The organism is Methylobacterium sp. J-077, from assembly GCF_022829365.1.
Classification (GTDB): Bacteria; Pseudomonadota; Alphaproteobacteria; order Rhizobiales; family Beijerinckiaceae; genus Methylobacterium.
Genome location: NZ_JAKSYJ010000168.1, coordinates 58,169 through 80,800, shown reverse-complemented (window position 1 = coordinate 80,800; position 22,632 = coordinate 58,169). Strand labels below are relative to the sequence as shown.

23 protein-coding genes and 1 pseudogene are annotated in these 22,632 nt (G+C 68.8%); 14 read left to right on the top strand and 10 right to left on the bottom strand.

Annotated features, from left to right (window positions below; genetic code table 11):
- The first annotated feature begins 89 nt into the window (after positions 1 to 89).
- Together MKL11_RS21810 and MKL11_RS21805 are read left to right on the top strand one after the other, a co-directional pair.
- Complete coding sequence (locus MKL11_RS21810; protein WP_243947252.1) at positions 90 to 386, top strand: hypothetical protein; 297 nt, start codon at positions 90 to 92, stop codon at positions 384 to 386.
- A 120-nt stretch (positions 387 to 506) separates the two neighbouring features.
- Positions 507 to 899 (top strand): thioredoxin family protein, encoded by a 393-nt coding sequence (locus MKL11_RS21805; protein ID WP_243947250.1) that lies wholly within the window; start codon positions 507 to 509, stop codon positions 897 to 899.
- Between the two features lie 159 nt (positions 900 to 1,058).
- On the opposite strand, the gene MKL11_RS21800 is transcribed toward MKL11_RS21805, so the two are convergent.
- On the bottom strand, positions 1,059 to 1,544 hold the full coding sequence (locus MKL11_RS21800; RefSeq protein ID WP_243947248.1) for a winged helix-turn-helix transcriptional regulator: 486 nt from the start codon (positions 1,542 to 1,544) through the stop codon (positions 1,059 to 1,061).
- A 95-nt stretch (positions 1,545 to 1,639) separates the two neighbouring features.
- Between MKL11_RS21800 and MKL11_RS21795 the strand changes: the two genes are divergently transcribed.
- Positions 1,640 to 3,061 carry an MATE family efflux transporter gene (locus tag MKL11_RS21795; protein WP_243947246.1) on the top strand — a complete coding sequence of 474 codons (1,422 nt, stop codon included), beginning with the start codon at positions 1,640 to 1,642 and terminating at the stop codon, positions 3,059 to 3,061.
- A 123-nt stretch (positions 3,062 to 3,184) separates the two neighbouring features.
- The gene (locus MKL11_RS21790; RefSeq protein WP_243947244.1) at positions 3,185 to 4,360 is read left to right on the top strand and encodes a glycosyltransferase; all 1,176 of its coding nucleotides are present in this window, start codon (positions 3,185 to 3,187) and stop codon (positions 4,358 to 4,360) included.
- Between the two features lie 83 nt (positions 4,361 to 4,443).
- Here the strand turns inward: MKL11_RS21790 and MKL11_RS21785 are convergent, their stop codons facing one another.
- From MKL11_RS21785 to MKL11_RS21765, 5 genes and pseudogenes are all read right to left on the bottom strand, one after another.
- On the bottom strand, positions 4,444 to 5,343 hold the full coding sequence (locus MKL11_RS21785; RefSeq protein WP_243947242.1) for a helix-turn-helix domain-containing protein: 900 nt from the start codon (positions 5,341 to 5,343) through the stop codon (positions 4,444 to 4,446).
- A 316-nt stretch (positions 5,344 to 5,659) separates the two neighbouring features.
- Positions 5,660 to 6,169, bottom strand: coding sequence for a helix-turn-helix domain-containing protein (locus MKL11_RS21780; protein WP_243947266.1), 510 nt, complete (start codon positions 6,167 to 6,169; stop codon positions 5,660 to 5,662).
- Positions 6,084 to 6,464: pseudogene (locus tag MKL11_RS21775) on the bottom strand (AraC family transcriptional regulator); the annotation flags it as partial. The pseudogene MKL11_RS21775 and the gene MKL11_RS21780, both read right to left, overlap by 86 nt.
- A gap of 410 nt (positions 6,465 to 6,874) precedes the next feature.
- The gene (locus MKL11_RS21770; RefSeq protein ID WP_243947240.1) at positions 6,875 to 7,831 is read right to left on the bottom strand and encodes a helix-turn-helix domain-containing protein; all 957 of its coding nucleotides are present in this window, start codon (positions 7,829 to 7,831) and stop codon (positions 6,875 to 6,877) included.
- A 445-nt stretch (positions 7,832 to 8,276) separates the two neighbouring features.
- On the bottom strand, positions 8,277 to 9,050 hold the full coding sequence (locus MKL11_RS21765; protein ID WP_243947238.1) for a zinc-ribbon domain-containing protein: 774 nt from the start codon (positions 9,048 to 9,050) through the stop codon (positions 8,277 to 8,279).
- A 198-nt stretch (positions 9,051 to 9,248) separates the two neighbouring features.
- On the opposite strand from MKL11_RS21765, the gene ftsE reads away from it, so the two are divergent.
- From ftsE to MKL11_RS21750, 3 genes are all read left to right on the top strand, one after another.
- The gene (ftsE, locus tag MKL11_RS21760; protein WP_243947237.1) at positions 9,249 to 9,941 is read left to right on the top strand and encodes a cell division ATP-binding protein FtsE; all 693 of its coding nucleotides are present in this window, start codon (positions 9,249 to 9,251) and stop codon (positions 9,939 to 9,941) included.
- Entirely contained in the window at positions 9,938 to 10,906 is a 969-nt protein-coding gene (locus MKL11_RS21755) for a cell division protein FtsX (protein WP_243947236.1), read from the top strand. Before ftsE ends, MKL11_RS21755 begins: the two co-directional genes overlap by 4 nt.
- A gap of 152 nt (positions 10,907 to 11,058) precedes the next feature.
- Positions 11,059 to 11,841, top strand: coding sequence for a YdcF family protein (locus MKL11_RS21750; protein ID WP_243947235.1), 783 nt, complete (start codon positions 11,059 to 11,061; stop codon positions 11,839 to 11,841).
- Between the two features lie 43 nt (positions 11,842 to 11,884).
- On the opposite strand, the gene MKL11_RS21745 is transcribed toward MKL11_RS21750, so the two are convergent.
- The 3 genes from MKL11_RS21745 to MKL11_RS21735 all read right to left on the bottom strand — a co-directional run bounded on the left by MKL11_RS21745 (position 11,885) and on the right by MKL11_RS21735 (position 13,409).
- Entirely contained in the window at positions 11,885 to 12,211 is a 327-nt protein-coding gene (locus MKL11_RS21745; protein ID WP_243947234.1) for a hypothetical protein, read from the bottom strand.
- Entirely contained in the window at positions 12,211 to 12,678 is a 468-nt protein-coding gene (gene ptsN, locus MKL11_RS21740) for a PTS IIA-like nitrogen regulatory protein PtsN (protein ID WP_243947233.1), read from the bottom strand. The genes MKL11_RS21745 and ptsN overlap by 1 nt, the downstream gene beginning before the upstream one ends.
- A gap of 134 nt (positions 12,679 to 12,812) precedes the next feature.
- Positions 12,813 to 13,409 carry an HPF/RaiA family ribosome-associated protein gene (locus MKL11_RS21735; protein ID WP_243947232.1) on the bottom strand — a complete coding sequence of 199 codons (597 nt, stop codon included), beginning with the start codon at positions 13,407 to 13,409 and terminating at the stop codon, positions 12,813 to 12,815.
- A gap of 158 nt (positions 13,410 to 13,567) precedes the next feature.
- On the opposite strand from MKL11_RS21735, the gene MKL11_RS21730 reads away from it, so the two are divergent.
- From MKL11_RS21730 to MKL11_RS21710, 5 genes are all read left to right on the top strand, one after another.
- Complete coding sequence (locus MKL11_RS21730) at positions 13,568 to 15,148, top strand: glucan biosynthesis protein D (protein WP_243947231.1); 1,581 nt, start codon at positions 13,568 to 13,570, stop codon at positions 15,146 to 15,148.
- A gap of 38 nt (positions 15,149 to 15,186) precedes the next feature.
- The gene (mdoH, locus tag MKL11_RS21725) at positions 15,187 to 17,352 is read left to right on the top strand and encodes a glucans biosynthesis glucosyltransferase MdoH (protein ID WP_409565892.1); all 2,166 of its coding nucleotides are present in this window, start codon (positions 15,187 to 15,189) and stop codon (positions 17,350 to 17,352) included.
- Between the two features lie 163 nt (positions 17,353 to 17,515).
- Complete coding sequence (locus MKL11_RS21720) at positions 17,516 to 17,914, top strand: cupin domain-containing protein (RefSeq protein WP_243947230.1); 399 nt, start codon at positions 17,516 to 17,518, stop codon at positions 17,912 to 17,914.
- A 276-nt stretch (positions 17,915 to 18,190) separates the two neighbouring features.
- Positions 18,191 to 19,066 carry a DUF3108 domain-containing protein gene (locus tag MKL11_RS21715; protein ID WP_243947229.1) on the top strand — a complete coding sequence of 292 codons (876 nt, stop codon included), beginning with the start codon at positions 18,191 to 18,193 and terminating at the stop codon, positions 19,064 to 19,066.
- A gap of 115 nt (positions 19,067 to 19,181) precedes the next feature.
- Positions 19,182 to 19,340, top strand: coding sequence for a hypothetical protein (locus MKL11_RS21710; RefSeq protein ID WP_167369087.1), 159 nt, complete (start codon positions 19,182 to 19,184; stop codon positions 19,338 to 19,340).
- Between the two features lie 11 nt (positions 19,341 to 19,351).
- On the opposite strand, the gene MKL11_RS21705 is transcribed toward MKL11_RS21710, so the two are convergent.
- Positions 19,352 to 19,552 (bottom strand): hypothetical protein, encoded by a 201-nt coding sequence (locus tag MKL11_RS21705; RefSeq protein ID WP_091864264.1) that lies wholly within the window; start codon positions 19,550 to 19,552, stop codon positions 19,352 to 19,354.
- Positions 19,553 to 19,951: 399 nt separating this feature from the next.
- Between MKL11_RS21705 and MKL11_RS21700 the strand changes: the two genes are divergently transcribed.
- Entirely contained in the window at positions 19,952 to 20,191 is a 240-nt protein-coding gene (locus MKL11_RS21700) for a hypothetical protein (protein WP_243947227.1), read from the top strand.
- Between the two features lie 78 nt (positions 20,192 to 20,269).
- A complete protein-coding gene (locus MKL11_RS21695; RefSeq protein WP_243947225.1) occupies positions 20,270 to 22,588 on the top strand; it encodes a Tex family protein in 2,319 nt (772 codons plus the stop codon).
- Positions 22,589 to 22,632 lie beyond the last annotated feature (44 nt).

Sequence of the window (22,632 nt, the reverse complement as noted above, 5' to 3'; positions counted from 1 at the left end):
ACGATCGGATCGAGACCGGTCGAATCGCGTCGCACTCCCTATAGACGGGCATATCACCGCGGCCTTCGCCAGAGGGACAACCATTCGGCATGGCTTTCGTGAGTCTGAAAGCGTGGCGCGCCCGCTCGGCCGAGCGCGCCGAAATCGCGTCGCGGTTGAAACACCAGCTGATCGCCGCCCTCGGCCTGACCGAGGCCGACGCGCTGGCGGTGAACGAGATCGCCTGCGCCGATCCCGGCTGCCCGGACATGGAGACCATCGTGCTGGTGATGCGCGCCGGCACCCCGACCCGGGCGCTGCGGATCCGGCGTCCGATGGATGCGGTGGATGCGCAGGACATCGCGGATCTTGTCGAGCAGGATCGATCGGGGGATGCCTCTCGATGATGTGACGGGCCGGACCGGTATCAACCGGCCTTCGATGGGGCGTTTCCAGTCCACTCGTGTAACCACTGCGGCGAGGACGCCGAAACACCGTCAAGAATCGGGCGCCGGAGGAACTGCATCATGAAGAGCCGTCGCACCGCGCTTTCGCTGGCCTGCCTTGCCCTAGCCGCCTGCCTGTCGCCGGCCCTGGCCGGCGAAGCGATGCCGTTCTCGGCGACCGCCTTCGAGGCGGCGCAGAAGAGCGGCAAGCCGATCCTGGTAGAGGTCAGCGCCCCCTGGTGCCCGATCTGCAAGACCCAGACGCCGATCCTGGCCAAGCTCGCGGCCGAGCCGCGGTTCAAGGACCTACAGATCTTCGACATCGATTTCGACAGCCAGAAAGAACTGCTGCGGCAGCTCAACGTGCGGATGCAAAGTACGCTGATCGCCTACAAAGGCGCGACCGAGACCGGCCGCTCGGTCGGCGAGACCCAGCCGGAATGGATCGAGGGCCTGCTGGAGAAGACCCTCTGAGGGCCATTCAGCGCCTGTTTGACCGGTCTTTCCCCGTCTCGACCTCAATCTCGTAAGTCGGTTGGGGACCGATCTGGAAAGGTCGGATCTGCGGCGACTGTCAGGACCCCGGCTCGTCCGTGAGTGAGCCGGCTCAAGCCCGTGCGTCGACGTGCTCGCTTACGCCGAGCCGGGCCCCGCTTCGGCGGCTCGGGCTCTGGACCGCTTGTGACCGGGCTCGATGTTCACATCCTCGGGTCGCAGCGGGCGGCCATCGGTCGCCTGCACGATGAGCCGTCGGATCGGGCCACCGGCCCGGTCCACTTGGACCGACATCTCCTCGCCCTCGCCGAAGAGATTGTCTTCGCCCCATTGCCGCAGCGCCATGATGACGACTTGCAGCCCCCGCCCCTTCTCGGTCAGCTGATAGCGGAGACCATCCGAACCGTCTTCCGCCGGCCGCTGCTCGAAGATGCCCGCTTCGACCAGCCTGCGCAGGCGGGCGCTCAGCACGTTCCGAGCGAGACCGAGGCTCTCCACAAAATCGCTGAACCGTCGCGGACCGCGGAGAGCGTCCCGGATCAGCAGCAGCGTCCACCAGTCGCCGATGCTGTCGAGGGAGCGCGCCACCGGGCAGCGGGCCTGCGCGAAGCTCTTGCGTTTCACCGTCCGCGTCCGTGCTCGATCAGGCAACGGTTGCGTCATTAAACCAACCGGTGATACGTGCAACCGAGTTGCGATATTAAACCGGGTTCAGCTCGATGGTCGATCGCTTTGGAAGTACGCTCCTCGGCCGGGAGCAGAGCGTGGCGCCGGCGACGCGCATCGCCCCGGTTTCACGGCGCGCGCTGTTCCTCGACGGGCCGATCGGCGTGACGCTGCTCCGCCTATCCTGGCCCAACGTCCTCATCATGGTGGCTCAGGCCGCCACCGGACTGGTCGAGACCTGGTATCTCGCGCACCTCGGCACCGACGTGCTGGCCGGCATGGCGCTGGTCTTCCCGGTCGTGATGCTGATGCAGATGATGTCTGGGGGCGCGCTCGGCGGCGGCATTGCTTCCGCGATAGCCCGGGCGATCGGCGCCGGGCGGGACGACGACGCGGACGCGGTGGTGCTGCATGCCCTCGTGATCGACTTGGCTCTCGGCGCGAGCCTGTCGGCGGCCGTGCTCGCCTTCGGTCCATCCCTGTATCGCGCGCTCGGCGGCGAGGGAGCCTCGCTCGACGCCGCGCTGACGTACTCGAACGTCGTGTTTCTGGGCATCATCCTGCTGTGGGTCATGAACGGCCTGTCGGCCGTCATTCGCGGAACCGGCAACATGCTGGTGCCGGCACTGGGCATCTGCGGAGGCGTGGCGATCCTCGTCCCCCTGTCGCCGCTGTTGATCTTCGGCATCGGCCCTTTCCCCCGCATCGGTGTCGCGGGCGGCGGCGTCGCCCTCCTTCTCTACTACCTCGGCGGCACGCTGTTCTTCGGCTGGTACATCCTGAGCGGACGGTGCGAGGTGCGCTTCCGGTGGGGGCGGCTGCGCCTCGCAATGTTCCGCGAGATCTTGCGCGTCGGAGGTCTGGCCGCGCTGACCTCGCTGCAGACGAATCTGACGATCGCGGCCGCCACCTCGCTCATCGGTCACTGGTTCGGTCCGAGCGAGGTGGCCGGGTTCGGCACCGCGGCACGCCTCGAATATCTGCTGATCCCGCTCATTTTCGGTGTCGGCGGTACGGTCGTGTCCATGGTGGGCATGAATGTCGGGGCTGGGCGCGGCCGGCGGGCGCTCCGCATCGCGTTGACCGGCGGCCTCGCCGGCTTCGTAATGACGGAGACGATCGGCCTGTCTGCGGCGTTCTGGCCCGAGGCCTGGCTTCGCTTGTTCGGCAGCGATCCCGCGATGTTGGCCTCGGGATCGAGCTATCTCAGGATCGTCGGCCCCTTCTACGGCTTCTACGGTCTCGGCTTCGCCTTGTATTTCGCCGGGCAAGGCGCGGGTACGCTTCTCTGGCCGCTTCTCGCCGGCTTGACGCGGCTGATCCTGGTCGCTGTCGGAGGGTGGCTGGCCCTGTCCCTCACCGGCGCGTCGTTCGGCCTCTACGCTATGATCGCGCTCGGGCTTTTCGTCTACGGCACCGTGATCCTGTTCGCGACGCTGCGGGCCGGCTGGGCCCATGACGCGACTGGCTTGTGATGAGCCGGCCCAATCCGGTCATGCGCGCTGGGCGTCTTCCGGTTTCGTTCAGGCCCAGTCCCGCATAGCCGGCTCGCCCCCGTTCCGATCCGTCCACGGGGGTCGAGACGGAGACCATATCCGGTGACGCGCACCACCCAGCCAGATGCCCCCTCGCCCAGCGCGATCGTCGCTATCCCGGTGCGCAACGAGGTCGAGCGGATCGAGGCCTGCCTCCGGGCCATCGACGCGCAGGTCGGGCTGGCGCCGGACAGCCTCGGGCTGGTGTTGTTCCTGAACAATTGCACCGACGGCACCGAGATCCTGGTGGCTCAACTGGTGCCGACGCTGTCGATCCCGGTGCGGGTCGAGATCGAGGATTTCTCCGGCGCGCATGCCGGCTGGGCCAGGCGCCGGGCCATGGATCTCGCCGCCGCGTGGCTGGGGGATGCGGGGAATGCGGGGATGATCCTGTCGACGGATGCAGATAGCCGCGTGCCGCCGAACTGGGTCGCCCGCAACCGCGCTGCCATCGAAGCCGGTGCCGACGCGGTCGCAGGCCGGGTCGAGCTCGACGCCGCGGAAGCCGCGTTGCTGCCGCCGTCCCTGCCCGCGCGCGGGCGCCTCGAGGATATCTACGATGCCCTGATCACCGAGGCCGAGGCCCGGATCGATCCGGATCCGCACGATCCCTGGCCCTGCCACCGGACCGCGATCGGCGCGACCCTGGCGGTGACCCGAAGGACTTATCTGGCTGTCGGCGGCATGCCGGAGATCCCGCTCGGCGAGGACGGCGCCTTCATCGCTCGGCTGATCGAGCACGGCTTGCGGGTCCGGCACGCCACCGATGTCTGCGTGACCATCTCGGCTCGGCTCACCGGCCGCGCCCCGGGCGGCGTCGCCGACACGATCCGATCCCGCTGCGAGGAGCCGGACGCACTCTGCGATGCCCGGATGGAGACGTTTCCGCGGGTCCTGCGCCGCTACCTGTGGCGGCGGCGGTTCCGGCGCCTTCACGGCAAGGGCAGCTTGCGGGCGAACCAAGCCTGGGCGCGCGCCATCGAGATCGCCCCCGCCGAGGCCGACAGGATCGCAGCCCTTCCGCTCGGCCAGGCCATCGCGGAGGCCGAGCGTGCGAGCCCCCGTCTGGTGTACCGCCCGATCGGTCCACGCCAGCTTCCCGGCCAGATCCGGCTGGCGCGGGTCGGCGTCGCGGCGATCCGGCTCGTTCAGCGTCTCGCCGGCTCGGCCCGGAACGCAGCGGGTGCCGCGACGACATCTAGGCAGCCGGTCGCCGATCCCCGCAGCGGGCGAATCTGATCGGATATCCGGACGCACCGGCCGTCCCATGCCGTCGTCTCGATCGAGGGCGCCTCGGCCTTCGAGGATCGCTCGCTGCGCCGCTACGCGCGCAAAGGCAGCGGCAGACGCCGTGAATCTTCCGGCCGGTAGACGCCATTCGAGCCGGCGCTCCAGCCGGCCCCGTGGACTGCGAGGTCTCGCGGCGAGAAGCCGAAGCGCTGGCGGAACGCGCGGCTGAAGGCGGCAGGATCGGTGAAGCCGCAGCTCGCCATGATCGTCCCGATCCGGACGCCGATACTCCGCATCATCACGATCCGGTCGTGGGCCCGGTCGAGGCGGGCGTCGCGGATCGTGGCCGCGATCCCCGGCCCGCTGGCGAAGGCCGCGTAGAGGCGGCTGCGCGAGATTTGCAGCGCCGCGGCCAGGGCATTCGCACCAAATTCGGGCTCGTGCAGGCGCCGCTGGATATGGGCGAGCGCCAGCGAGCGCAAAGCCTCCATCGAGAGCTCACCGTCGTCGAACCCGCTCTGTCCATAAATGACGCCGCGGAGCAGATGCAGCACGCTTTCGACGGCAATACCGGTCTCCGCCTCCGACATGTTGGAAACCGATGTCGCCAGCGAGCCGAGATAGGCCTTCAGCAGCCCTTTCAGCGGCGTGTCGCCGAGCTTGCGCCCGGCGACATCCTGCGGGTTGCCGACCTGCTCGAAAAAGGCGGTACGCGGCACCATCAGGCGGATCTCCTCGTAGCCGTCCCGGCTTCCGGCGGCACCCGGCTGGCCCATCGCGCGGAACGCCAAGTCGCCGGTCCGCAGGAGCGCGCCGTTGTTGCCCTGCTCGACATAGCCCTGCCCCGCGGCGATCAGCATGATCGAGATCTCGTCGGCCCCGTCGCTGCGGATGTGGCGCGCGGCGCGCTCGACATCGATCGGGCCGCTGACCGTGCGCATGATCGTCCCGTGTGCGGAGGCCGCGATCATGCGGCTGGCCGAGAAGGGCACGGCGGAATCAAACGATGCTATATTCCCAGCCGGCAATACAGTATCGCATCAGTATTCGAACGCATTTCTCTGATCGACTGCATCTGTTGTCTGGATCAAAATCGGGATCTTGTCTTTGACGCGCACCGTTCCCTCGTTCCACAACGCTCCGGCCGGCGAAAATTATTGCCGTATTACGCTTCAGCCCCGACGGCGTTCCAGATTTGAACCTTTCACGCAAGCGGCCAAAAGGCCAAGCCGCTGCGCCTGCCGCTTCGGCGCCGGCCTCTGCGCCTTTATTGGGCAGCCCTTCGCTTCGACTCGGCATCGATCCGGTTCACCCACCCTGGGCGAGGAGGTCCCGGGGCGAGAAACCGAAGCGCTGGCGGAACGCGTGGCTGAAGGCGGCCGCGTCGGTGAAGCCGCAATTCGCCCTGATCGAGGCGATCCGGGCGCCCGTCTGGCGCATCATCAAGATCCGGTCGTGGGCACGGTCGAGCCGCGCGTCGCGGATCGTTGCCGCGATGCCCTGCCCCCCGGCAAAGGCCGCGTAGAGGCGGCTGCGGGAGATCCGCAGGGCTTTGGCTAAGGATGCCGGGCCGAATTCGGGTTCGTGCAGCCGACGCTGGATATGGGCTAGGGCCAGCGCGCACCGCCTCTCCGTAGAGCTTGCCGTCGGCTGGCTCGGTCTGCCCGCGAATGATGCCGCGGAGCAGATGCAGCACGCCTTCGACGGCAATGCCAGCCTCCACCTCAGACATGCTGGAGACCGATGTCGCGAACGCGGTGAGAAAAGCGGCCAGCAGCCCGCGCGACGGGGTGGCGCCGAGCATGCGGCCGACCACATCCTGCGTGTTGCCGACCCGGGCCGGGAAGGCGGCGCGCGGCACCGCGAGGCGGATCTCCTCGTAGCCGTCGCGGCTGCCGGCGGTACCGGGCTGCCCCATGGCGTGGAACGCCACGTCGCCGGCCTGGACGAGCGTGCCGGTGTCGCCCTGCTCGATATAGCCCTGCCCCGCCACGATCAGCATGATCGACAGATCGTCGCGCCCGTCATGGCGGATGTGGCGCGCGTTGCGATTGACGCCGATCGGGCTGCTGACGGTGCGCAGGAGAGTCCCGTGCGCGGAGGCCGCAACCATGCGGCTGGCCGCGAAAGGCGCAGCCGAGTCGAACGGCGTGACGTCCGCAGCGGTCATCACCGTATCGCGCCAGTATTCGAACGCCTTCGTCTGCTCGACGGACTCCGTCGCGGCGGTGAAGACTGGAACGTTGTCTTTGACACGCACGGTGCCCTCACATCGCAACGCTCAACCTGTCCTGAACGTCTTGCCAGTTTCGGATTAAGCGATCACGGCGTCTCAAATGCGACCGTTCCCGCAATCGACCAAAAAGGCCGCATCATTAGGCTTTTTGTCCTTGATCCGCCTCCGCGATCTTTCTATGACGGATCTTCGGACGGCACGGTGCGCAGTCGCATGCGGGGCGGCAAGGCCATATGGGTCGGACGTCCCGGAGCAACTCGGGTCTGCGGGCGTCGCACCCGATCCGGTTAGCCGGCCCCCTGGGCGAGAAGGTCCCGCGGCGAGAGGCCGAAGCGCTGGCGGAACGCCCGGCTGAAAGCGGCGGGGTCAGTGAAGCCGCAGCTCACCATGATCGAGGCAATCCGTGCGCCGGCCTTCCGCATCATCATGATCCGATCATGGGCCCGGTCGAGCCGCGCGTCGCGAATCGTGGCCGCGACCCCTTCTCCCCCGGCGAAGGCCGCGTAGAGGCGGCTGCGGGAAACCCGCAGGGAGGCGGCAAGGGAATTCGGACCGAATTCAGGATCATGCAGGCGGCGCTGGATATGGGCCAGGGCCAGGGAGCGTACCGCCTCCGCGGAGAGTTCGCCATCGGTAGGCGCCTCCTGCCCGTGGACGGCGCCACGCAGCAGGTACAAGGCGCCCTCGACGGCGATACCGGTCTCCGCTGCAGACATGTCCGAGATCGAACTCGCGAAGGTCTGAAGATAGGCGGCGAACATCCCGCTCAACGGCGTCGCGGCGATCTTGCGGCCGCCGAAATCGTACATGTTGCCGACATGTGCGAGGAAGGTGTTGCGCGGCACGGTCAGGCGCAACTCCTCAAAATTGTCGAGACCGGCTCCGGCGCCAGGCCGGCCCCACGCGTGGAAAGTGATGTCACCGGGGTGCAGCAGCGCACCGTTGTTGCCTTGCTCGATATAGCCGCTTCCGCGCACGATCAGCATGATGCCGACCTCTTCGCGCCCGTCGCCGCGCACGTGCTGCGCCGTCCGCTCCAGACTGTAGGGGTCGCTGATCGTGCGGGTGATTGCGCCGTGCGTGGAGACGGCGACCTTGCGGGCCGCCGAGAACGGCAAGGCCGGATCGATCGGCACCACCTCCGTGCCAACCATGACCGTATTCCGCCAATAGTCGAAAGCTTGTTTCCGCTCGACAGTATCAGTCGTTTGGACAAAAAATGGAATTTTATCCTTGACTTTCACGAAAAAACTGATCCCGCAACCCTAAATTCGAGCACGGGCGATCATTCGCCAGGGCAACAGCAGACCTAGAGTTTCAGATTCGATCTCGGGAGGCAATAGGGGGGCTTATAACCAGGACAATGCGTCCACTTTTATGAATGGCGCTAATCAGTTCGGCTTTGGGAGCCATGCAAGAGTTTCAATGAGTCAGAAAAGATCGATTTGCATCAGAATGATGAAAATTTATGGATGCCTGACCAGCGCCCGATTTTGTGATGGATTTACTTCACGATTGCGTGCGTTGGACTGAATGTGTCTTTAGACCTGTTTGATAAGCTCCCGCCGAGGATTTGATCCGATCAGCCGTCACTCTGGGCGATCTTCTACTTTGGGTTCGTACACTGAGTGCTCGAAGCGTCGGATCTCGCTTGGCTCATACGCAGCGTGATAAGCGGCGCGCGCCCGTTCAGTGGCCGGCCGCCGCACGGGCATCGTCACGCGACGGTTCGGCGTCGGCGAAGCGCAGCACCACGGCGCGGCCGGCGGCCGGTGGGCTCGTCAGGCTCCCCCGGAATCGGGCCGTCTCGGCGGTGCCGAGCATCGCCCGCGGCGCGGAGACCGGGAAGGTCCGGATCGCGCGGCCGCCGGCATCGCGGATCTCGACGCTGAGCGCCGAGACCGGCACGTCGGTCCGGGCTGTTCCGACGAGGTCGCCCTCGATCACGAGTTCCGCCGGCCGGCCCTCCTCTGCGGGGTTGTTGAACGCAACCACGTCGCGGATCTCGATGCCGCGGACGTTCACCGGCAGTCCGACCCGGGCGAACAGGGCGGCGCTTTGCGGGACCATACGGACCACGCTGGTTCTGGCAAGGCAAACCAGGGGCAATGCTGCCAACACCGTCAGCCCCACGGCCAGGGACGGCGACAGGCCGGGTATGCCGCGCCAGCCCTTGCCGCGGGCGGAACTCAACGGAGCCCGGCGCCGCTTGGGTGGCGGCTCGGATGTGTCGGAGGCGGCCCGGACCGTGGCCGAGGCTTCCTGCCAGGCGGCGTCGGCCAAAGGATCCGGCTCCGCCTCTCCCTTGTCGGCCAGTTCCGCCTCGTGGCCGGCCAGCACGTCGGCCGGGGTAAGGAACCAAGTCTCCCTGCAGGCGGCACAGCGGACCGAGCGTCCGTCCATGCCGACCTTGCCGGCCTCGATCCGGTACTCGCTCGCGCAGCTCGGGCAGACGATCAGCATACGCGCGCCATGCGTTCCATCAGGGACCGTTTCCGATGATCTCGGCCGGAGGCGGTCGGCAAAATCAGTTGCGGAACCGTGCACCAACAGGGTTAAGCGTCCGTGAAATCAGGCCGGCCTTGAAAACGCCCGCCCATCCGGCGATTTCCGGACGATGGATCGGCGAAACCCGGCACGGCTTTGAACGTACAGGCGAGCATGAAGAGCCTGCTGCCCGGCGCGGAACGACCGGTGGTGCAGTTCGAGAATGTCGGCATGCGCTACGGCCTCGGGCCGGAGGTGCTGTCGGACGTGAGCTTCCGGATCGCGCCGCGCTCGTTTCAGTTCCTCACCGGCCCCTCCGGCGCCGGCAAGACGACGCTGCTGCGCCTGATTCTACTGTCGGTGCGCCCGACCCGCGGCCTGGTCTCGATCTTCGGCGAGGAGGTCAGCGGCATCTCGGCCAAGGCGCTCACCAGCCTGCGGCGGCGCATGGGCGTGGTGTTCCAGGATTTCCGCCTGCTCGACCACCTCACCACCTACGAGAACGTGGCCCTGCCCCTGCGAGTCCAGGGGCGGTCCGAGGCGAGCTACCGGGCCGAGGTAGTCGAGCTGCTGCGCTGGGTGGGCCTCGGCGAGCGCATGCACGCCCTGCCGCCGCTCCTGTCGGGCGGGGAGAAGCAGCGCGCCGCCATCGCCCGGGCGCTGATCGCCCGGCCGGATCTGCTCCTCGCCGACGAGCCCACCGGCAACGTCGATCCCGGCCTTGGCCGCCGGCTGCTGCGGCTGTTCCTCGAACTCAACAAGCTCGGGACCTCGGTGATCATCGCGACCCACGACTTCGGCATCATGGACGCCGTCGACGCCCGCCGGATGGTGCTGGGCGAAGGCCGGCTGCGGATCGAGGAATGAGCGCACCGGCTACCGCCCGGACCCAGGCCGTGCCCCCGACCGGCCCCGCCGATCCGACCCTGCCGACGAATTTGCGCCGCAACGCCGCCCTGGTCCCCACCGACACCGCGGCCGGGCGGTCGTTGGCCGCGGTCATCGCGATCCTGACCTTCCTGGCGGGCCTCTGCGCGGGCGCCGCCGAAATCGTCGCCACCAATGCCGGGCAATGGCAGGGGGACGTCGCCCAGGAGGTGACGATCCAGGTGCGGCCCGGCCCCGGCCGGGACGTCGATGCCGACGTGGCCCGGGCCGACACGATTGCCAAATCCGAGCCCGGGATCGCCGAGGCGCGGGTGTTCTCCAAGGCTGAGGCTGAGCGGCTGCTGGAGCCCTGGCTCGGCAGCGGCCTCGACCTGTCGGACCTGCCGGTACCGCGCCTGATCGCCCTCAAGCTCGCCGACAGCCGGAGCGCGGACCTGAAGCGCCTGCGCACACGCCTCACCGAGGCCCTACCCGGGGTGGCGAGCCTCGACGACCACGCGCTCTGGCTCCAGCGGCTCTCCACGGCGGCCAACGCCTTCGTGGGCATCGGCATCGGCATGGTGGTGCTGGTGCTGGTTGCAACCGGGCTGGCCGTGACCTTCGCCACCCGGGGCGCCATGGCGGGCAACCGCGAGGTGGTGGAGGTGCTCCACTTCGTCGGTGCCGATGACGACTACATCGCCCGTGCGTTCCAGCGCCGGTTCTTCGGGCTGGGTCTGCGCGGCGGCGCGATCGGGGCCGGGCTGGCGATCCTCGCCTTCGCGATCGCAGGGCTGCTCGCGCGCGCGTCCCGCTCGGGACCGGCGGGCCAGGAGGTCGAGGCTCTGTTCGGCGCCGTTCAGGTCGGGCTGCGCGGCTACGCCAGCGTGATCCTGATCGGCGTGATCGCGTCCCTCGTCACGGGAATCGTCTCGCGGATCACGGTGCGACGCTTCCTGTCCTGAGCGCGCCGAACCCTGAGCGCGCAGGGGAAACAGGGGGTCCCGGCAAACCGTTAACGCTTGGGAAAGGTTATCGCGTCGCTGTGGATGGGGCCGAACGTGCTGCCTCCGGGTCGCCGCATTCGGCGCCGATCCTCCGGAGGATGACCACGCGGATGCAACGCGCACCGGCCCCCTATCCGACCGACGCCCTCGGCTGGGCCTGGAACGAGTGGGTTCTCCCGCGCCGCGTCTCTGCGCCGGCACGGCCGCATCCCCGCCGCCAGCTCGCCCTTTGGACCTGCGGTCTCGGCGCCGGTCTTGGAATGCTCGTGCTGTTCGCCGGCTTCCTGGTCTTTGTCGGCGCGCTCGCCCGGCACGAGCGGAGTCCGGCCGACCGGGCCGACGGGATCGTGGCGCTCACCGGCGGGGCTCAGAGAATCGGCGATGCGATCGATCTGCTGGCCGGCGGCTACGGCCGGCGCCTGCTCATCACCGGCGTCAACGAGCGCACCAGCCGCGACGAGATCGCCCGGCTGAACCCGACCCAGCGTTCCCTAATCGCCTGCTGCGTCGATCTCGATTACCGGGCACGCAACACCATCGGCAACGCCATCGAGACCCGGCGCTGGATGCGGGCGCACCGTTTCAACACGGTCGCGGTTGTGACCTCGAACTACCACATGCCGCGCACGCTGATTGAGCTGGACCACGCCCTCCAGGACAGCGATCGGGTCCTACCGCATCCGGTCGTCACGGAGGGGCTCGATGCCGATCGTTGGTGGCAGAGCCCGCCCACGGCCAAGCTTCTGGCTTCGGAATACATAAAGTTCCTGGCGAGCTGGGTCCGCACCCGCTTCGAGGACGATCCCGAGCGCTCCCGGGCGGCGATCCTGATCGGCCGCGGCAAGCCGGTGAAGATGGTCGCCGAGCCGCTGATGATGCGCAGGATCGATTGAATTTCTAACGACGGGATCGGTCGGCCCGGGGTCGAACCCGCCTTCAATGCCCGCCGCAGCGCGCCTTGATAGCCGCAGAAAATTCCCGGTCCGAGCCTTGTACCTGGGCGAGCCGCTGGACGCGCTCCGAACCCGAGAGGCAGCGGCCGTAGACGCTCGCGACCCGGCGCATCGTGTCGACGTGGCGGCGCCACACGCGGCAGTTCTTGGCGTCGTCGCCGTCCGCCTGCTCCAGCTGTTCCAGAGCCTGACGCTGCATCGATTGGGCCACCAGGACATCGCGGGCGCAGGTGGCCTCACCCTGGGCCTGCGCGAGCCCGGGTAGGCCCGCGAGGATCACGAGGGTTGCGGCAAGACGAGGCAGCGGCATCAGGCGGCCTGCGGCGCCGTCGAGCGAGTCAGGAGCGCGTAGAGCGCACTGGAATCGCGGGCGGCACGGATGTGGTTGAGCATGCCGGGCTCGCGCAGGACCCGGGCAACCTGGGCGAGCGCCTTCAGGTGATCGGCGCCAGCGCCCTCGGGGGCAAGCAACAGGAATGCGACATCCACCGGCTGCCCATCCAGAGCCTCGAAATCCACCGGCCGGTCGAACCGCGCGAACAAGCCGAACAGCCGGTCGAGCCCGGGCAGCTTGCCGTGCGGGATCGCCACGCCGTCGCCGATTCCGGTCGAGCCGAGGCGCTCGCGCTGGAGCAGCGTGTCGAAGACCGGCCGCTCGTCGAGCGCCGGCAGCCGGCGCACAGCCTGTGCCGCCAGTTCTTGAAGAACTTGCTTCTTGGCGCGCGCGCGCAGGGACTGCACGACCGATTCAGGGTCGAGGAATTCCAGAATTGGCATCGATCGACCGTTGCCCCGTCACCCGTCCACGTCGGAACGGGCCTCGTCGCGGGGGCGCCTCGCATGACGCCCCCGACTATAAATGGGCCGGAGAACGAGCCGGTTCCGGCTCTGTTCCTCCCGGTCCACACGCGTCAGTCGATGGCGCCCGGCGGGTCCACCCAGCCGATCGCTCCATCGCTGCGCCGGTATACGACGTTGACGCGCCCGGTGCCAGCGTGGACGAACACAACCACCGGGGATCCCGTCATGTCGAGGGCGGTCACCGCCTCGCCGATGGTCCGGCGCTGCAGCGTCTTCGTGCTCTCGGCGACGATCGGTGGGTGGGAATCCCCGTCCTCCGGCTCGTCCTCGTCAACCTCCTCCGGCGGGGCGAACACCGCGTAGGCGGCCTCGATCGCCGAGGATTCGCTTGGACCACTGGCATGCTGCTTCAACCGATGCTTGTAGCGACGCAGACGCGTCTCAAGCTTGTCGGCAGTCTGCTCGAAGCTCGACCGCGCGTCGTGCGACACGCCTACCGCCTCAATGGTCAGGCCCGACGCGAGGTGAAGCACGCAACCCGTGCGGTAGGCGGCTCCATCGCGCCGGAGCGTGACGTGGCCGGTGCAGGAATCGTTCATGTGCGAGTCGAGGTATTTGTCGAGCGTCGCGGCGATCCGCACGTCGATCCGGCCGCGCAGACTCTCTCCGAGATCCACGCCGTGGCCCGTGACCCGCAACGATCCCATGCTGCCTCCCCCGTGCGATTCAGTCTCCGGAATTAGAGAGCCGGCTTGCCCTAAGTCAACGGAGGCGCGCCCGTTCCATCCGAGGCGCGGCTTAACCCTGGGTTCAGCCGGCCTCCCGGTATACAGGCACCGTTCCGCCACTTGAGATGCAGGCCTGCATGACCACCGCCGACGGATTCGCCGCCGCTCCCACCCGCCGCGCCGTATTGGCCGGGGCTATGGGCACCGCCGCGAGTTTTCTGCCGGCGATTCCATCAGCGACCGCGGCGGATCAGGGCGCCAACCCTGCCACGATCCTCCCCGGCACTGGCGCGCCGTTCGAGGCCGACACCCTGATCGACATCGCCCGCGCCCGGGCCGCGGCCTCCTACGTCGCGCCGAAGACCGACGACGTGCCGGCGGTGCTGAAAGGCCTGTCTCGGGACGCCTACGAGGCGATTCACCCGGTGCCCGGCCGCGCCATCTGGGCCGACCGCGATTTCGGCTACGCGATCGAGCCGCTGCTGCGCGGGTCGATCTTCGACACGCCGGTCTCGCTCTTCGTCGTAGAGAACGGGCTCGTCCAGCCGATCGCCTACGACAAGGACAGCCTGATTGCCGCCAACGTCGCCCTACCCGATTTGACCGCCGACGCCGCGTTCTCGGGTTTTCGCCTGCGCGCGCGCTTCGGCGATAGGACCGACCTGTCGGACTTCGCGCTGTTCCAGGGCGCCTCATTCTTCCGCTTGGTGGCCGAGGGCCAAGATTTCGGCATCAACGCCCGGGCGCTGGCCCTGCGTCCCGCCGATTCCCGCGGCGAGGAATTCCCGCTGTTCCGCGCCCTGTTCATCGAGGCGCCCGCGCCGGGCCAGCCGATCGTCATCCACGCGCTGGTCGAGTCGGAATCGGCCGCCGCCGCGTTCCGGTTGACGCTCACGCCGGGCCGGGAGGCCTCCACGGCCGGGATCGACGGCACCGTGTTCGCGCGCAACGAACTCGACCATATCGGGCTCGGCGGCATGCAGGGCAGCTACCTGTTCGGTCCCCTCGACCGCCAGAAGGTCGATGATCTGCGCGCCGCCGCCTTCTCTGTGGAGGGGCTGGCGATCCGCAACGGCTACGGCGAGCCGATCTGGCGCCCGGTGCACAACCCGGAAGCGCTGCAGGTCTCGGCCTTCCTAGATCGGGGGCCGAAGGGCTTCGGCCTGATGCAGCGCGCCCGCGCCTACGATGATTTCGAGGACGACCGACGGCATTGGGAGCAGCGCCCGTCCCTGTGGATCGAGCCGCAGGACGATTGGAGCGAGGGCGCGGTGACGCTTCTCGAGATCCCGAGCGATTCCGAGCTGAACGAGAACGTCTTCGCTTATTGGCGCCCGAAGGCCAAACTCGCCAAGGGCGGCGAGATGCGCTTCCTCTGCCGCCAGCACTGGTCCAAGGGCTGGCCTGACCCGCTTCCCCAGGAGCTTGCCCGGGTGAAAGACAGCCGCAGCGGCCACGGCAGCACCGGCAACCGCCGGCTGTTCGCGGTCGATTTCGCGGTCGACGGGTTGGCCCGGCCGGACGAGATCGAGATTGCGCTCAGCGCCTCGACCGGGACGATCACCCGGCAGGACCGCTTCCACTACCCGGAGCGCCGCACCCTGCGGGTTCTGTTCGAGCTCGACCCCGGCAGCGAGCGGGCGAGCGAATTGCGTCTGGGGCTGCGGCGCGGCCAGGACCGCGCCAGCGAGACCTGGCTGTTCCGCTGGACGCCGTAAGTTTCTTTCGCCGATCACCCCGAGGATCACACCCCGCCGTGCGCCTGGACGAGACCACGACGTTGCCGCCGCCCGCATCCCACCCGGTTGCCGGCCCCGCGCGTTCCGACAACACCGCTGCGATGCCGCCCGAGGCGCCCCTGGCGATGCCGGTGCAGGATCTCGCGCGCTGGGATCGCGCCGCCGCCCATCGGCCGACGCGCAGGCGCAGGTCGCCCTGGGCAGCGCGGCTGTTCGTGTTCGGTGGCGCGCTGGCGCTCACCGGCTACGGCGGCTGGCAGATGGTCGAGACCGTGTCGGTCTCCGGCAGCCCGACCGCCCTCCAGCTGGTCCTGGTGGTGCTGTTCTGCCTGACCTTCTCGTGGATCGCACTCGCCTTCACCAGCGGCCTGCTCGGCTTCGCGCTACTGCTGCGCCGGTCGCGCCCGGACCCGGTGCCTGCCGCGCTCCACACCCGCACCGCCGTGCTGATGCCGGTCTACAACGAGGCCACCGCCCGGACCTTCGCGGGCGTGGAGGCCATGCGCGAGGCCGTGGAGGCCACCGGGCTCGGCGACCATTTCGACTGGTTCGTGCTCTCGGATTCGACCCAGGCCGATGCCTGGATCGCCGAGGAGCGCGCCTTCCTCGACCTGCGCCGCCGCCTCGGCCCCGGCGCCCGGCTGTATTACCGCCACCGGCCCAAGAACCATCACCGCAAGGCCGGCAATATCGGCGACTTCGTCACCCGCTGGGGCGGCCATTACGACCACATGCTGGTGCTCGATGCCGACAGCCTGATGAGCGGCCCGGCGATCGTGGCGCTCGCCGCCGCCATGGAGGCCGACCCGGATTCAGGGATCATCCAGACCCTGCCGCTCATCATCAACCGCAACACCCTATTCGCCCGGCTCCAGCAATTCGCCGCGCGGATCTACGGGCCGGTGATCGCCGCCGGGCTGTCAGCCTGGTCGGGGCGCGACGGCAATTACTGGGGCCACAACGCCATCATCCGCACCCGCGCCTTCGCGCAAGCCTGCGGCCTGCCGGACCTGCCCGGGAAGCCGCCGTTCGGCGGCCACATCCTGTCCCACGACTTCGTCGAGGCGGCGCTGATCCGCCGGGCCGGCTGGGCGGTCTACATGCTGCACCGTCTGCCGGGTTCCTACGAGGAGAGCCCGCCCTCCCTGATCGACGTGGCGGTGCGTGACCGCCGCTGGGCACAGGGCAACCTCCAGCACGCCCGGGTGATCGGCGCCGCCGGCTTGCACGCGGCGACCCGGCAGCACTTCGCCACCGGCATCGCCGGCTACCTCGCCTCCCCGTTCTGGCTGTGCCAGCTCGTCGTCGGTATCCTGCTCGTGCTGCAGACCGCCACCGAGCGGCCGGACTATTTCGGCGGCGCCGGGTTCTCGCCGGTCTTCCCGCGGTTCGACCCGGTCCGCGCGCTGCAATTGTTCGGCCTGACCATGGCGGTGCTGCTGGCCCCCAAGATCCTCGGCCTGATCCTGGCCCTCCTCGACCGCCCGGTGCGCCGGGCCTGTGGCGGTGCCGGGCGGCTGATCCTGTCCAGCCTGGTCGAGATCCTGCTCTCGGCGCTCGTCGCCCCGGTGGCGATGGTGATCCAGTCCGGTTCGGTGATGGGCATCCTGCTCGGGCGCGACACCGGCTGGAACCCACAGCGCCGGGACGACGGCTCGATCCCGATGCGCGACATCGTCGCCCGCCATCGCTGGCACACGGTGCTCGGTTTGGTCGCCGGGATCGCAGCCTTCGCCCTCGCGACCTCCCTGTTCCTCTGGATGAGCCCGACGATCCTGGGTCTCGTGCTGGCGATCCCGATCTCCTGGGCGAGCGGCCAGCTCGGCCTTGGCCTCGCCCTCAAGCGTCGCCTTTTGCTCGCCACCCCGGAAGAGGCGACCCCGCCCGAGATCGCAATCCGGGCCGGCGCCCTGGCGGCCCGCAACGCCGCCCAGGGGCTCGACGATGCCGACGCGCTGTCCGCCCTTCACGCCGACCCGGTGCTGGCCGAGGCCCATGCCCGCATGCTCCCCGCCGGCCTGTCCCGCCCCCGCGGCGCCATCGACCCGGACCAGACGCTGGCCACCGCCAAGATTTGCGAGGCCAAGACCGTGCCGGAAGCGCGGGCTTGGCTCTCTCCGAAGGAGCGCATGGCGCTGTTGCACGACCGGGCGCTTCTCGACCGGCTGGCGCGGCTGGATTAGGGCGGCATCGCCGCTTGGAGAAGCGACGCCACGACCTGCCTCGCGGCGTGCGGCCTATCCTCCGGTCATCCCGCAATGACGGATGACCAGGAATCGTTGGACGCGCGTTGAGCGTGCTGATCCTCCGAGGATCGTCGCGCACGAAACCGATGGAGACGTTGCTATGGAGATCAAGCGCAGCGGGTCGCGGCCCTCGGGTCCCGGCCCGGCTGATTGGTTCAGCGGCACCGTCCGGATCGACCCGCTCTTCTCCGCGCCGGATCCTGCCCGGGTGGCGGGGGCGCATGTGACCTTCGAGCCGGGGGCGCGCACCAACTGGCATACGCATCCGCTCGGCCAGACGCTGATCGTCACCTTCGGCCGCGGCTGGGTGCAGCGGGAGGGCGGCCCGATTCAGGAAATCGCGGCCGGCGACGTGGTCTGGTTCGAGCCCGGCGAGAAGCACTGGCACGGCGCCACCGCAACGACGGCGATGAGCCACATCGCGATCCAAGAGCGCCTGGACGGCACGGCGGTGACGTGGCTGGAGGCGGTGAGCGACGATCAGTATCGCGGCGGGTGAGCCGACCGCTGTTCGCCTCGGGTCGTCCGGCACTTTCCCCGACGTTGCAGGCGCGGCGAAGCAGCGGAGCGCCGCGCGTGATAGCCGCGTGCGCGTCTCACCGGGGAGCACTGAAGCCCACACGATCGGCCCAAAGGCCATCTCGGTCGCGAGCCGAGCGTTCCGGACCCTTGCGGGCGGGACCGGAGCGGCAGAGTGTGGTCGCCCGGGGCCGGACCCGACGGCGCTCGGGTCCCGTCGGATCCCTGGCTCGCGTCCAGCGGGAGGACGGTTGGGGTGTGCGCCAAAGCCTTGCCGGATCGCGTCGATCTCGAACGCGGACCGATCCGGGGCAGACGGAGGCTGTCCCGCACCGCCGCGGCGATCGTGCTTCCGGTGCTCACGGCCGGCGCCGGCGCGGCGGAGTCCGGGCAGCCTTTCGTCGTGCAGTACAGCCTGAGCTTCCTGAACGTTCCGGTCGGCCAGGCCCAGCTCACCGCGGATCTCTCGGCCGACCGGTATACCATGCGTCTCGACGGCGAACTGACCGGCTTGGCGGGCTGGTTCTTCCAGGGCGCCGGGCGTGCCCGCTCGCGAGGACGCCTGTCCGCAAGCGGCGCGGTCCCGGCCGACTTTTCGATCGACAGCCGCTACGGCACGATGCCGATCCTGGTGCATGTCGCCTTCGACGCCGGGACCGTCCGCAAGGCCGAGCTCGAGCCTGCGCCGGTCCCGAAGCCCGACCGAGTACCGGTGACCGCGGCCGACACGGCCGGTGTCACCGACCCGATCGGCATGCTCGCCGTGCCGGTCGGGTCCGGTCCGCTGATGCCGTCCCTGTGCGACCGCCGCATCCCGGTCTTCGACGGCGCGGTGCGGGCCGATCTCGTGCTGTCGCGCGGCGCGGTGGTCACGGTGACGACCGGTCCGTATCGCGGCCCGGCGCTGGATTGCCGGATCCGCTGGGTACCGGTCGCAGGCCACCGCGCCAAAGGATCGTCTGTGCGGCGGATGGCCGAGAACGACGACCTGCACGTGCGCCTCGCCCCCGTCTCGGGCGGCCGGCTGCTGCTGCCGCTGACGATCGCGGTCGGGACCGGCTGGGGCACGGCGCGAATCGACGCGACCGGCTGGGGCATCCCGCAGGCCGCTGCTTCCGTCAGCAGTGATTAACCATCGGCTCCTAGGGTCGGCAGAACCCGGTCCAAGGCGCGTTGCGATCGGGACCGGGTCTCAACCCTCGCTTTGACGCCCTCGCTTGCGCCGAGCGCTTTGAACGGAGCCCTTCATGACCCTGTTGCTCGCGTTCCTGCTGCTGCCCCTCGCCCTCGCCATCGTGCTGGCCCGCGGCGAGCCGGTGCGCACCATCAGCTGCCTCGGCGCCATGGGGGTCGGCTGCTTCATCGCCTGCTGGAGCGTGATGGGCCTGCTGCGTCACCGGGCCTGAGCCGGGCCGCCCTACAGAAACCCGCCGGCGCGCGGAACACCCGCGAGATTGCGCCCGGCCCGGGCGACGAGCTGGGCGAAGGCCATCGCGGCCGCCGTCGCCTGCGCCTGGGAGGGGAAGCCGCGCCGGGACTCGACCACCGTCTCCTCGGTCTCGTTCACGAGAACCCAGGACCAGTGCGACCGGTTGCTGGCGCGAATCTCGAAGCGCACGGGCTGCTCGCCGATCCGGAACGTGCGGTATGAAACTCAGCACCGCCCGGTGACAGGGCGATGACGGCGGCCTTTCCTGAAGCCGCGTCCGGGCGGGCTCGACCTTGGAAAGGGCGCATGGCGGCCTGGCCGGTCGACGGTCTGATTTCGTACTGACGAGCCGCCGGCGCGCCTCGTCCCTTGACCGGCGTCACCCGAATGGGTTCGATCCAGACGCGATGGACCGTAAGTTCATCGCAACGCTCTGCAGTCTCCGCGCGTCACCGTTCGGTCGTCGCTCCGGTTGCCGCATCCTGCAGGCGCCCGATCCGGCCGTATCCCACTCCCCTCACCTGTTGCCTCAACTCGGCGAACGCGCGTGCGACATCGCTTGCTGAGGCGACGAAGCGGACCGAATCGATGACGGACGGCAGCGGATCCTCGGTCGAACGGTCGCGGCGAACACTCCAGAACCTCGCCAAGACATTAGGATGCTCGACCGAGGTCTTTTTCGGTGAAACGGCCGCCGACCACGTCGCGGACGCCGAAGAATTGCTCGGTCTGTGGCTTTCGATCGGGGATTCTTCGGAGCGACATCGCGTTCTGGACTTCGCCCGCGCCATCAAGGCCGCCGCCGATTCGAAACGCGGTGACGACTGACCGGCTTTTGCCGGGCGCCTTGCATCCGACTGCGCGCCGGGTATGGCAATGCCTTGCCCTTCGCCTGCCGGAGCCTGCATGACATCCATGAACGCGCTGATCGCCGAGGAACTCGGGGTCGCGGAGGCGCAGGTCGCCGCCACCGTGGCGCTCCTCGACGGCGGCGCCACCGTCCCGTTCATCGCCCGCTACCGCAAGGAGAATACCGGCGGTCTCGACGACGCGCAGCTGCGCAAGCTCGACGAGCGGCTCGGCTACCTGCGCGACCTCAACGACCGGCGCAACAGCATCGTCGGGAGCATCCAGGCCCAGGGGAAGCTGACACCGGCGCTCGCCGCCGCCCTCGCCGCCGCCGACACCAAGGCGCGTCTGGAGGATCTCTACCTGCCCTACCGGCCCAAGCGCCGCTCGAAGGCGCAGACCGCTCGGGAGGCCGGCCTCGAGCCCCTGGCTCGGGCGCTGCTGGCGAAGCCCGAAATTCCGCCCGAGCGTGCCGCGACGGCGTTCGTATCCGCGCAAAAGGGCATCGCCGACACCGACGCCGCCCAGGAGGGCGCGAAGGCGATCCTGATCGAGCATTTCGCCGAGGATGCCGATCTGGTCGGTCGTCTACGCGCGGATTTCTGGCGAAGCGGCCAGCTCGCTTCGAAGCTACGCAAAGGCAAGGCCACCGAGGGTGCGAAATTTTCCGATTACTTCGCGTGGAGCGAGCGGCTGGAGCGTATGCCCTCGCATCGAATCCTTGCGATCTTTCGCGGCGAACGCGAAGGCATCCTCGATGTCGACCTCTACGCCGAGGGCGAAGATTCGGAAGCGGGCCGCCCCGGACCGTTCGAGACTGCGATCTGCAGCCGGCATCACATTGCCGCCCGGGGACGGCCGGGCGATGCCTGGCTCCTGGAGGTCGTACGCACCGCCTGGCGGACCAAGATCCGGAACGGGATCAAGCAGGACTTGCGCACCCGGCTGTTCGAGCGGGCCGAGGATGAGGCCGTGAAGGTCTTTGCCGGCAATCTGAAAGATCTGCTGCTCGCCGCACCCGCGGGCGGCCGGGCGACGCTGGGGCTCGATCCCGGCTACCGCAACGGCGTGAAGGTCGCGGTCGCGGACCCCACCGGCCGGATCGTGGCGGTCGAGACCACCTATCCGCACGAGCCGCAGCGGCGCTGGAAGGAGGCGGTGGCGAGCCTCGGGCGACTGTGCCGTCAGCATCGAGTCGAGCTGATCGCCATCGGCAACGGCACCGCCTCCCGGGAGACCGAGCGGCTAGCCGCGGAAATCGTGGCGGACAATGCCGACTTGGCGCTCGCGAAAGTCACGGTCTCGGAGGCCGGCGCTTCGGTCTACTCCGCCTCGGAGATCGCATCGCGCGAACTGCCCGATCTCGACGTGTCCCATCGCGGCGCCGCCTCGATCGCCCGCCGGCTCCAGGATCCGCTCGCCGAACTGGTGAAGATCGATCCGAAATCGATCGGCGTCGGGCAGTACCAACACGATGTCAGCGAGACGAAGCTGTCGCGCCAGCTCTCTGCGGTGGTCGAGGATGCGGTCAACGCGGTCGGCGTCGACGTAAACACCGCCTCCCCGGCTCTGCTGGCGCAGGTCTCGGGCCTCGGCACCTCGATGGCCGACCGGATCGTGGCGCACCGGGACGCGAACGGTCCGTTCCGGACGCGGACGGCACTGAAGAAAGTACAGGGCCTTGGTCCGAAGACGTTCGAGCTGGCCGCCGGCTTCCTGCGCATTCGGGACGGCGACGATCCTCTCGACGCCTCGGGCGTCCATCCGGAATCCTATCCCGTGGTGCGCCGGATCCTGCAGGCGACCAAGAGCGACATCCGCGTGCTGCTGGGCAACGCCGCGACTCTGAGCCGGCTCGCCCCCGAGACCTTCGCCGATTCGCGCTTCGGGACGCCGACCGTGCGCGACATCATCGCGGAATTGGAGAAACCCGGCCGCGATCCGCGCCCGGCCTTCAAGACGGCAAGTTTTCAGGAGGGTGTGGAGACCATCGACGATCTGCGTCCCGGCATGCAGCTCGAAGGCGTAGTCACCAACGTCGCCGCCTTCGGTGCCTTCGTGGATATCGGCGTCCACCAGGACGGCTTGGTCCATATCTCGGCGATGGCACGCCGGCGCATCGCTTCGCCGGCTGAGGTGGTCCGGACCGGCGAGGTCATCCGGGTCCTGGTGCTCAGCGTCGATGTCGCGCGCAAGCGCATTGCCCTGTCGATGCGACTCGACGACCCGATCGAGCCGGGGTCACAAGCCCGGCGCTCCAGCGATCCGTCTCCCGACCCGCGGCGGATGCAAACCAAACCGACGCCGGCAACCGGCAGCGGGGCCCTTGCCGAGGCGCTCCGGCGAGCGGGCGGCGCCCCGTCCAAAGGAAAATGAACCGGACGTACAAACGAAAACGGCCGGGGCGATGCCCCGGCCGT